The following is an 8,535-nucleotide window of genomic DNA, read 5'->3' as shown; positions in this document are numbered from 1 at the left end:
CCGCCGCCGCGCGCGCCGCGCCCGGCGCACAAGCGCAGCCTGGTCCGCGAGGGGATCGTGCGCCTGCTGCAGGCGCCGTCGCTGGCGCTGGACCTGCCGCCGCCCTACCCGTTCGCCGGCCTGCGCCTGCCCGGCATCGAGCTGATGATCGAACTGCTGCAGATCGTGCATGCGCGCCCGGAGATCACCACCGGCGCCCTGCTCGAACACTTCCACGAACGCGAGGAACTGGCCGCACTGCAGAAGCTGGCGGTGCAGGAGATCGCCGGCGAGACCGCCAGCTGGCGTCAGGAACTGCACGACGTGGTCGTGCAGCTGGAAAAACAGACGCTGCAGCAGCGCCTGGACGAACTGCAGGCCAAGCAGCGCGCGCAAGGGTTGGACGAGACCGACAAGTACGAGCTGCGGGAACTGCTGAAGGCGCGTGCGGGGCTGCATTGACGCAATGCGCACGGACGTCCGAAATGGCGGCGATCCGTATGCCGGACCGCCACCTCTGACCCCACACCGTCAGAACTATGCCGACGTTTCTGCGCGCGCCAACGCCGCTATCGCGTCCGCCTCCAGCTTCTCCCACTCCGCCCCCTTGGCTTCGATACGCGCGACCAGCGCATCCAGCAGCGCATCTGCATCCAGCGGCAGCGTCTGCGGCGTGGCACCGGGCGGAAATACCGGCTGCAGCCAGTTCGCGATCAGCGCCTCGTAAGCCTTGGTGTGCTGGAACGCCACCTGCTGCAGGAACGTCTTCAGGTCGGTCGGAGGACTACCGCTCGGCGTTCCGGCCAGCGGCTGATTGGCAATCTGCGTGTAGGCCACACCCGACGCCCATGCTTGCACGATGGCTGCATTCACCGCCAGATCGACATCCGAGATGGGCTTGTTGTCGTAGAGCGTCTTGATCTGCCGAAGCATGGCAATGACCCACGCGTGCGGCACCGCGTCCAGGGTATTCCACATATCGCGGTTCCATGCCTGGTAACCGTTGGCCGGCGTGGGCGGTAACAGCTGCGCGTAGAGACTGGCGAACGCAGCGTTACCCGGCGTAGCTCCTGCGGTGGGATAGCAGTACACCGCGTTGTATCCATCGAGCTTGCCCGCCTGCTTGAGCCAGGCCGCGGTGGTCGGCGACAACGCGCCACCGAGGCTGTGCCCGGCGAAGATCACCGTGGCACCGTTGCTCGCGTTGCTCTGCAGGAAGCTGCACAAGGTCGTCTTTGGCGCCATGGCAGTGTCTGGACTCACCATAGTGAGCAGATGCCATACGCCCAGTGCCGTGCCCATCGAGATGACCGCGGCATCCTGCGGGATCGGCTTGGATGCCCTTGTCGGCGCAGCGCTTGCCAAAGGATCGTAGGTGGCGAAGTCGACCACCGAAGCGACATCGAAATCCTCGACCAACCAATCGTAGGGAGACTTCGGGTTGGTGGCGCAGATCGCCACCACATAGACGGCGGTCGAAAAGCCAGGCATGTCCGCGCACTTGGCGACGAACATTGCATTGTCAGAAAGATCGGAGTGTTGCCCCTGCCACACCTGCGGCCCCCAGGCCAGCTCCCAGGTCCCGATCTTCTGCTGCGCTGGCGCCGACTTCAGGGTGTCCAGCAACATGCGCTGATAATCGGACTGCAGTGCTGGGGCGATTCCGGTCCGCGTCCCCACCCAATTGGCCAAGCTCGAAAGCGCAAACACGGTCTGGTACTGATCGTATTGCATGTGCGTGCTCCTGATCCCTGGAGAAGCGGGAGGCGATGGCGCACGCGTGGCGCGCCATCGTGCCCGACGCGCTCCCCCACTCGGACGGGCAAAGGCAATCTAGCAAGCCACCGATGCGCGCATCCGCCGGAAACGACCGACACCGCAACATGTCTGCGAGTTGTCTACGCCGTGCGTCCGGATTCGCGTGCGGGCGCCAGGCTTCCTAAAATGCACGACTCCCCCGCTCGACCTTCCCCGATGATCAAGTCCTGGCTTGCGCGCCTGCGCATCGAACCCTTCACCCTGGCGCTGCTGTGCACGGTGCTGCTGGCCTCGCTGCTGCCGGTGCAGGGGCGCGCGGCGTCGGTGATGGACGTGGTCACCGATCTGGCGATCGCCGCGCTGTTCTTCCTGCATGGCGCGCGGCTGTCGCGCGCGGCCATCGTCGCCGGCGCGCTGCACTGGCGGCTGCACCTGACCATCTTCGCCGCCACCTTCATCCTGTTCCCGCTGCTGGGCCTGCTGTTCAAGCCGCTGTCGCACTGGCTGCTGACCCCGGACCTGTACATCGGTGTGCTGTTCCTGTGCACGCTGCCGTCCACGGTGCAGTCGTCGATCGCCTTCACCTCGATGGCCGGCGGCAACGTGCCGGCGGCGGTGTGCAGCGCCTCGCTGTCGAGCCTGCTCGGGGTGTTCCTGACGCCGCTGCTGATGGGCGTGCTGACCGACGCGCAGAACGCCATGTCCAATCCGCTGGAGGCGATGGGCAAGATCATGCTGCAGCTGCTGGTGCCGTTCGTCGCCGGCCATCTGCTGCAGCGCTGGATCGGCGGCTGGGTCGAGCGCCGCCGCGCGGTGCTGCGCTACACCGACCAGAGCACCATCCTGCTGGTGGTGTACACCGCGTTCAGCGCCGCGGTGGTCGAAGGCCTGTGGCGCAAGACGCCGCTGCCGGCGCTGCTCGGCGTCGCCGTGGTCGGCGCGGTGCTGCTGGCGCTGGCGATGGCGTTGATCACCTTCGGCGCACGGCGCCTGGGCTTTTCCCGCGAGGACGAGATTCCGATCGTGTTCTGCGGCTCGAAGAAGAGCCTGGCCACCGGCGTGCCGATGGCCAAGGTCCTGTTCGCCAGCGGCAGCCTCGGCGCGATCGTGTTGCCGGTGATGATCTACCACCAGATCCAGCTGATCGTCTGCGCGGTGATCGCGCAACGCTACGCGCGCGCGGCGAAGGCAGAAGCGACCGGCTAGCGGCGAACGGCAAGGGGCGGTCGCGGGCACCGGCCGGCACGCCGCGCCGACGCGGGCCGCAAGTGCGTGTCATGCGCCGCGCAGCACCTGCACGGGCGGCATATGCAGATGCGCAGCCGGCATGAGCGATGACGGCAACGGCTGCGTACAGTAGACGGCCGGCACGGCCGGCGCCGTGTCTCCCTCCCCTCCCGGTGCCCCCATGAGCCGCATGTTCCGCCGTTCCGCGACGATCTCCGCCAGCCTGGCCGCGCTGCTGGCGCTGAGTGCCTGCCAGCAACCGCCCGCGCCGGCCGCGCCCAAGGCCGCCCCAGCGGCGCCTGCCGCCGACAGCGCCGGCATCGCCTGGCGCGAGGGCGACGTCGACGACGCCTTCGCCGAAGCGCGCGAACACGACAAGCCGGTGCTGCTGTACTGGGGCGCGGCCTGGTGCCCGCCCTGCAATCGGCTCAAGGCCACGCTGTTCAAGGACCCGGCGTTCATCGCCCGCACCCGCGCCTTCGTCGCGGTGCACCTGGACGGCGATTCGGAAGGCGCGCAGGCCTGGGGCGAGCGCTTCGGCGTCAAGGGCTATCCGACCATCATCGTGCTGCGCCCGGACCGCAGCGAGATCACCCGCCTGGCCGGGGACAGCGATACCGTGCGTCTGGCCGAGGCCCTGCGCGTGGCCGCGACCCGCACCACCACCTCGGCGCAGTTGCTGCAGCAAGCGCTGAAGGCGCCGGCCACGCTCAGCGCCGACGACTGGACCCTGCTCGGCGAATACGGCTGGGCGGTGGATGCGGCGCAACTGGTCAAGCCGGGTCAGGCGGCCGACGTGCTCACGCGCCTGGCCGCGGCCGCGCCGCAGCCGGCCTTGCAGCGCCGTTTCGCGTTGCTGGCGCTGGCCGCGCAGGATCCGGCCAAGGCTGCCAAGGTGGATGCCAAGCAACGCGCCGCCGACCGCGAGCTGCTGCAGGCGGTGCTGGCCGACCCGGCCGAGGTGCGCGCCAACCGCAGCACGCTGACCTATGCGGCGCGCGAGCTGGTGCAGGCCGCTGCCAGCGACGCCGCCGAGCGCAGCACGCTGTCGGCCGCGCTGACCCATGCGCTGGACCAGGTCTACGCCGACAGCAGCCTGCCGATCAGCGATCGCCTGGACACCGCCGCCGCGGACATCGCCCTGGCACGCTTGGCGCAAGGCCAGCCGGCCGATGCCGGCGACGGTCCGCATCCGCCGCTACCGCCGGCGGTGATCGCCAAGGTGCAGCAGCGCGTGCACTGGGCCGAGCAGGCCGCCAGGACCGACTACGAACGCCAGTCCACGATCAGCAGCGCCGCCGGCCTGCTGGACGCCGCCGGCGACAGCGCCGGTGCCGAACAACTGCTGCTGGCCGAGCTTCAGCGCAGCAAGACCCCGTACTACTACATGCCGGAACTGGCCGGCCTGGCCGAGGCGCGCGGCGACAAGCAGACGGCGCTGTTCTGGCTGAAGAAGGCCTACGAGAGCGCGCAGGGCCCGGCCACCCGCGTGCAGTGGGGCGTGCTCTATGTCGATGGGCTGGTCCGGCTGCAGCCGGACAATCCGGCCGCGATCGAGGCGGCCGCCGGCCAGGTGATCGGAGAATTGGCCGGCCAGCCCGACGGCTATCACCAGCGGACCCGGCAGCGTTTCGACACCCTGGCCAAGACCCTGCAGACCTGGAGCAAGGGCCACGACGGCAGCGCGGTGCTCGCGCGGCTGCAGCACAAGATGCAGCAAAGCTGCGGCAGCCAGGAGGGCGACGGCTGCCAGCATTGGCTGGGGTGAGCGCGAGAGGCGCGTTACGCACCACCGCAGGGCACTGCGCCGGCGGCGACCGCCGGTGCCTGCACAGCTGCCTGCTCCCGACCCGGCGGATCTGCCGCGTCGCAGGACGCGACAGCCCCCCTCACGCCCACGACGCGGCAGACGCGCCGTGGGCTGGGCCGCTCCCGATCAGGCCGCCACGCGCACCGGCGCCGCCTGGTTGGCCGCGCGCTGCTGCTCCTTGGCGGTATGCGCGTTCAGACCGCTGGCCTGGTTTTCCAGCGCGCGCGCCGCTTCGGCCATCTTTTCGACCAGCGCCGCGTTCTGCTGCGTGGCGGTGTCCATCTGCACCACGATCTGGTTGACCTGGCCGATGCCGGCACTCTGCTCGCGGCTGGCGCCGGCGATGTCGGTCATGATGCGCTGCACCTCGCGCACCGAGCCGAGCAGTTCTTCCATGGTGGCGCCGGCGCGTGCGACCAGCGCCGAACCGCGATCGACCTGCTCGCTGGAGCTGGCGATCAGGCCGCGCACTTCCTTGGCCGCATCGGCGCAGCGCTGCGCCAGGCTGCGCACTTCGGTGGCGACCACGGCGAAACCACGGCCCTGCTCGCCCGCACGCGCCGCTTCCACCGCCGCGTTCAGCGAGGATGTTGGTCTGGAAGGCGATGCCGTCGATCACGCTGATGATGTCGGCGATCTTGCGTGAGGCGCTCTCGATGCCGGCCATGGTCTGCACCACGTCGCGCACCACCTCGCCACCGCGCTGGGCGACGTCGCTGGCACCATCCACCAGGCGGTTGGCGTGACCGACGTGCTCGACGTTGCGCTGCACGGTGCCGGTGATCTCTTCCATCGAGCTGGCCGCCTCTTCCAGCGCCGCGGCCTGCTGCTCGGTACGCCGGGCCAGATCGTTGTTGTCCTCGACCATCTCCGCGGCCGCGGTCTGCAGCGTGTGCGCCGCCTCGCCGAGCTGACGCGTGGCATGGATGTCCAGCAACGCGCCGACCGCACGCAGCGGGGTGCCGTCGGCGGCGCGCTTGGTCAGGCCGCGCGCGTGGACCCAGCGGTACTCACCGCTCTTCAGCTTGATCCGATACTGAATGTCGAAGCCGGTCCGGCCGGTGCGGTCGTTGATATGCGACGCGAAGGCATTGAGCGCGAATTCCGCGTCCTCCGGATGCAGGCGCGAGGACCAACTGTCGAGCACGTTGGGGAAGTCGAGCTCGGAGGAGAAGCCCAGCATCGCGCGGAACTGCGAGGACCACCAGAATTCGTTGGCGGGGTTGACCGGATCGCCGGCGATCACCCGCATTTCCCACAGGCCGTCGGTGGTCGCCTTGGTGACCAGGTCGAAACGGACGCGCATGTCGTCCACATTGGCGAGGGCGCTGTCGGCCTGCGCACGGGCGCGGTCACGCTCGGCCTCGGCCTCGCGCAGGCGCTCGGTCAGTGCCTGCAGCTTCGCCGCGTCTTGCTTGCTCTTGCCCCACATGGATGTCTCCGCGGCTTTGCCGATCTTGGTCGTTCGCCCGGTAACGACCGCGACCGGCAACACTTGAGCGGAAAACTGAACGACCTGTTCAGGCGATCCAGTGATCGACCAGCAGGAACGCGAACAGCGCCATCAGGTACACGATGGAGTAGCCGAACATGCGCATCGAGAACATCTCGTCCGGCGGATCGAGCATGCGCCAGGCGTACCAGAGGAACACCGCGTCCAGCACCAGGGTGCCGCCGAGGTAGAACACCCCGCTCATGCCCACCGCCACCGGCAGCAGCGTCACCACCACCAGCAGCACCGTGTACACCAGGATCTGCCGGCGGGTATGCGCCACGCCATGGGTGACCGGCAGCATCGGGATCGAGGCCTTGGCGTAGTCGGCGCGGCGGAAGATCGCCAATGCCCAGAAGTGCGGCGGCGTCCACACGAAGATGATCAGCACCAGCAGCGAGGCATAGGCCCAGTCCCACTGGCCCTGCATGCCGGTGATCGCGGCCCAGCCCAGCAGCGGTGGCGCCGCGCCGGCCAGGCCGCCGATGACGATGTTCTGCGGCGTGGTGCGCTTGAGGAACACCGTGTAGATCACCGCATAGCCGATCAGCGAGGCGAAGGTCAGCACCGCGGTAATCCAGTTGACCCACACCACCAGCACGGTCATCGACAGCGCCGTCAGCACGGTGGCGAACAGCAGCACCTGCCACGGCAGCACCTTGCCCACCACCAGCGGACGCCAGGAGGTGCGCGCCATCTGCGCATCGATGCGCGCGTCCAGCAACTGGTTGATCGCCGCCGCCGCCGAGGCCGCCAGCCAGATGCCGAAGAAGCCGAGCAGGCCGGTGCGCACCTGCGCCCAGGTCGGCAGCCCCGGGATCGCCAGGCACATGCCGACCAGGGCGGTGAACACGATCAGCGCCACGACCTTGGGCTTGGTCAGGTCCCAGTAGTCGCGCCAGTGGACGCGATGCGCGCTCATTGCGGCGCCCGCAAGCGCGCCAGCAACGACACCAGCACGAACAGCAGCGCCACCGCGCCGGCGTTGTGCAGCACCGCCACCGGCAAGGGCAGCGCCAGCTTGACGTTGAGGATGCCCAGGCACACCTGCGCGACCAGCAGCAGCGCCAGCGCCGCGGCCCAGCCGCGCATGCCCGGCGTGCGGCTCAGGCGCCAGCTCAGCCACAGCAGGTAGGCCGCCACCACCATCGCCATCATCCGGTGCGCCATCTGGATCGCGATGCGCGCCGCGCCGTCGAGCACGCCGCCTTCGTAGTCCACGCCGATGCCGCGCCACAGGGTGAAGCCCTCGCGGAAATCGTGCGGCGGCCACCACTGGCTGACGCAGCGCGGGAAGTTGTCGGCCGACCAGCTGCCGCCGCCGCAGGCCAGCGCCGCGTAGTTGGCGCTGACCCAGCCGCCCAGCGCGATCTGCAGCACCAGCACCGCCACGCCCAGGCGCAGCAGCCACTTCAGGCGTGGCGCATCGGCCAGGGTGATCGGCAGGTGGGTGGCGCGCCAGGCCATCCACACCAGCAGCGAGAACATCAGCAGGCCGCCCAGCAGATGCCCCATCACCACGATCGGCTTGAGCAGCAGGGTCACCGTCCACATGCCCAGCAGGGCCTGGAAGATCACCACCGACAGGGTCAGCACCGCGGCACGGGCCAGGTCGTCGTTGGACCAGCGCAGCGCCGCCAGCAGCAGGATCGCCTCGCCGCCGACTGCCACCAGCATCGCCAGCCCCGGCCAGCCGGACATGTACAGCGGGATCGACAGCGCCACCAGCGCCGCCGCCGTCACGATCTGGGCGATGCCGAGCCGGCGCCGCCGCGCCGCCAGCAGCGACAGCACCAGCACCTCCACGCCCAGCGCACCGGCCAGGAAGCGGTGGATCTGCTCGCGCCACGCCTTGTGCGTTTCCAGCGGCCGGATCTTGCTGGCGGCGTGGGTATCGGCTTCGGCACTGGTCTGTGGCCAGGTGATGCGCCCGTAGCAGGTCGGCCAGTCCGGGCAGCTCATGCCCGCATCGGACAGGCGCACGAACGAGCCGAACATGATGGTGCTGGCGGTGAACAGCGCCGCCAGCCAGGCCATGCGGTGGAAATGCCGGAACAGCGCCGGGCGCGCGAACAAGGTCATAGGAAGCGGCTCACAGGAGTTTCAGCAGTTTCGCCAGGTCCGCGCGCAACCCGGCCGGGTCGAACCCGGGGGCATAGCGCAGCACCACGAAACCGTTCGGATCGATGACGTAGACCGGCACCCCGGCCGCATCGCGCACCCGCGGGAGCGCCGCCAGCAGCGCCGGATCCGCGCGCAACGCCTGCAC

Annotated in this window: 5 protein-coding genes and 3 pseudogenes; 3 read left to right on the top strand and 5 right to left on the bottom strand. The window is 69.3% G+C overall.

Features of this window, described 5'->3' with window-relative positions:
- Positions 1–441, top strand: a pseudogene (locus tag D180_RS21290) (DNA primase); the annotation flags it as partial.
- A gap of 75 nt (positions 442–516) precedes the next feature.
- On the opposite strand, the gene D180_RS21285 reads toward D180_RS21290, so the two are convergent.
- Positions 517–1,713, bottom strand: coding sequence for a hypothetical protein (locus tag D180_RS21285; RefSeq protein ID WP_017914366.1), 1,197 nt, complete (start codon positions 1,711–1,713; stop codon positions 517–519).
- A 240-nt stretch (positions 1,714–1,953) separates the two neighbouring features.
- On the opposite strand from D180_RS21285, the gene D180_RS21280 reads away from it, so the two are divergent.
- Positions 1,954–2,943, top strand: a complete 990-nt coding sequence (locus tag D180_RS21280; protein ID WP_017914365.1) for a bile acid:sodium symporter family protein — start codon at positions 1,954–1,956, stop codon at positions 2,941–2,943.
- A gap of 202 nt (positions 2,944–3,145) precedes the next feature.
- Positions 3,146–4,732, top strand: a complete 1,587-nt coding sequence (locus D180_RS21275; protein ID WP_017914364.1) for a thioredoxin family protein — start codon at positions 3,146–3,148, stop codon at positions 4,730–4,732.
- Between the two features lie 168 nt (positions 4,733–4,900).
- Here D180_RS21275 and D180_RS21270 read toward each other — a convergent pair.
- The 4 genes and pseudogenes from D180_RS21270 to D180_RS21260 all read right to left on the bottom strand — a co-directional run.
- Positions 4,901–5,687 (bottom strand): annotated as a pseudogene (locus tag D180_RS21270) (methyl-accepting chemotaxis protein); the annotation flags it as partial.
- Positions 5,688–5,771: 84 nt separating this feature from the next.
- A pseudogene (locus D180_RS24775) lies at positions 5,772–5,957 on the bottom strand (PAS domain-containing protein); the annotation flags it as partial.
- A 337-nt stretch (positions 5,958–6,294) separates the two neighbouring features.
- Positions 6,295–7,188, bottom strand: coding sequence for a heme o synthase (gene cyoE, locus D180_RS21265; protein WP_017914360.1), 894 nt, complete (start codon positions 7,186–7,188; stop codon positions 6,295–6,297).
- Positions 7,185–8,348 (bottom strand): COX15/CtaA family protein, encoded by a 1,164-nt coding sequence (locus D180_RS21260; RefSeq protein ID WP_017914359.1) that lies wholly within the window; start codon positions 8,346–8,348, stop codon positions 7,185–7,187. The genes cyoE and D180_RS21260 overlap by 4 nt, the downstream gene beginning before the upstream one ends.
- Positions 8,349–8,535 lie beyond the last annotated feature (187 nt).

The organism is Xanthomonas sp. SHU 166 (assembly GCF_000364685.1).
Classification (GTDB): domain Bacteria; phylum Pseudomonadota; class Gammaproteobacteria; order Xanthomonadales; family Xanthomonadaceae; genus Xanthomonas_A; species Xanthomonas_A sontii.
The sequence above is the reverse complement of the archived record's forward strand: the minus strand, read 5'-3'. Positions and strand labels throughout refer to the sequence as shown.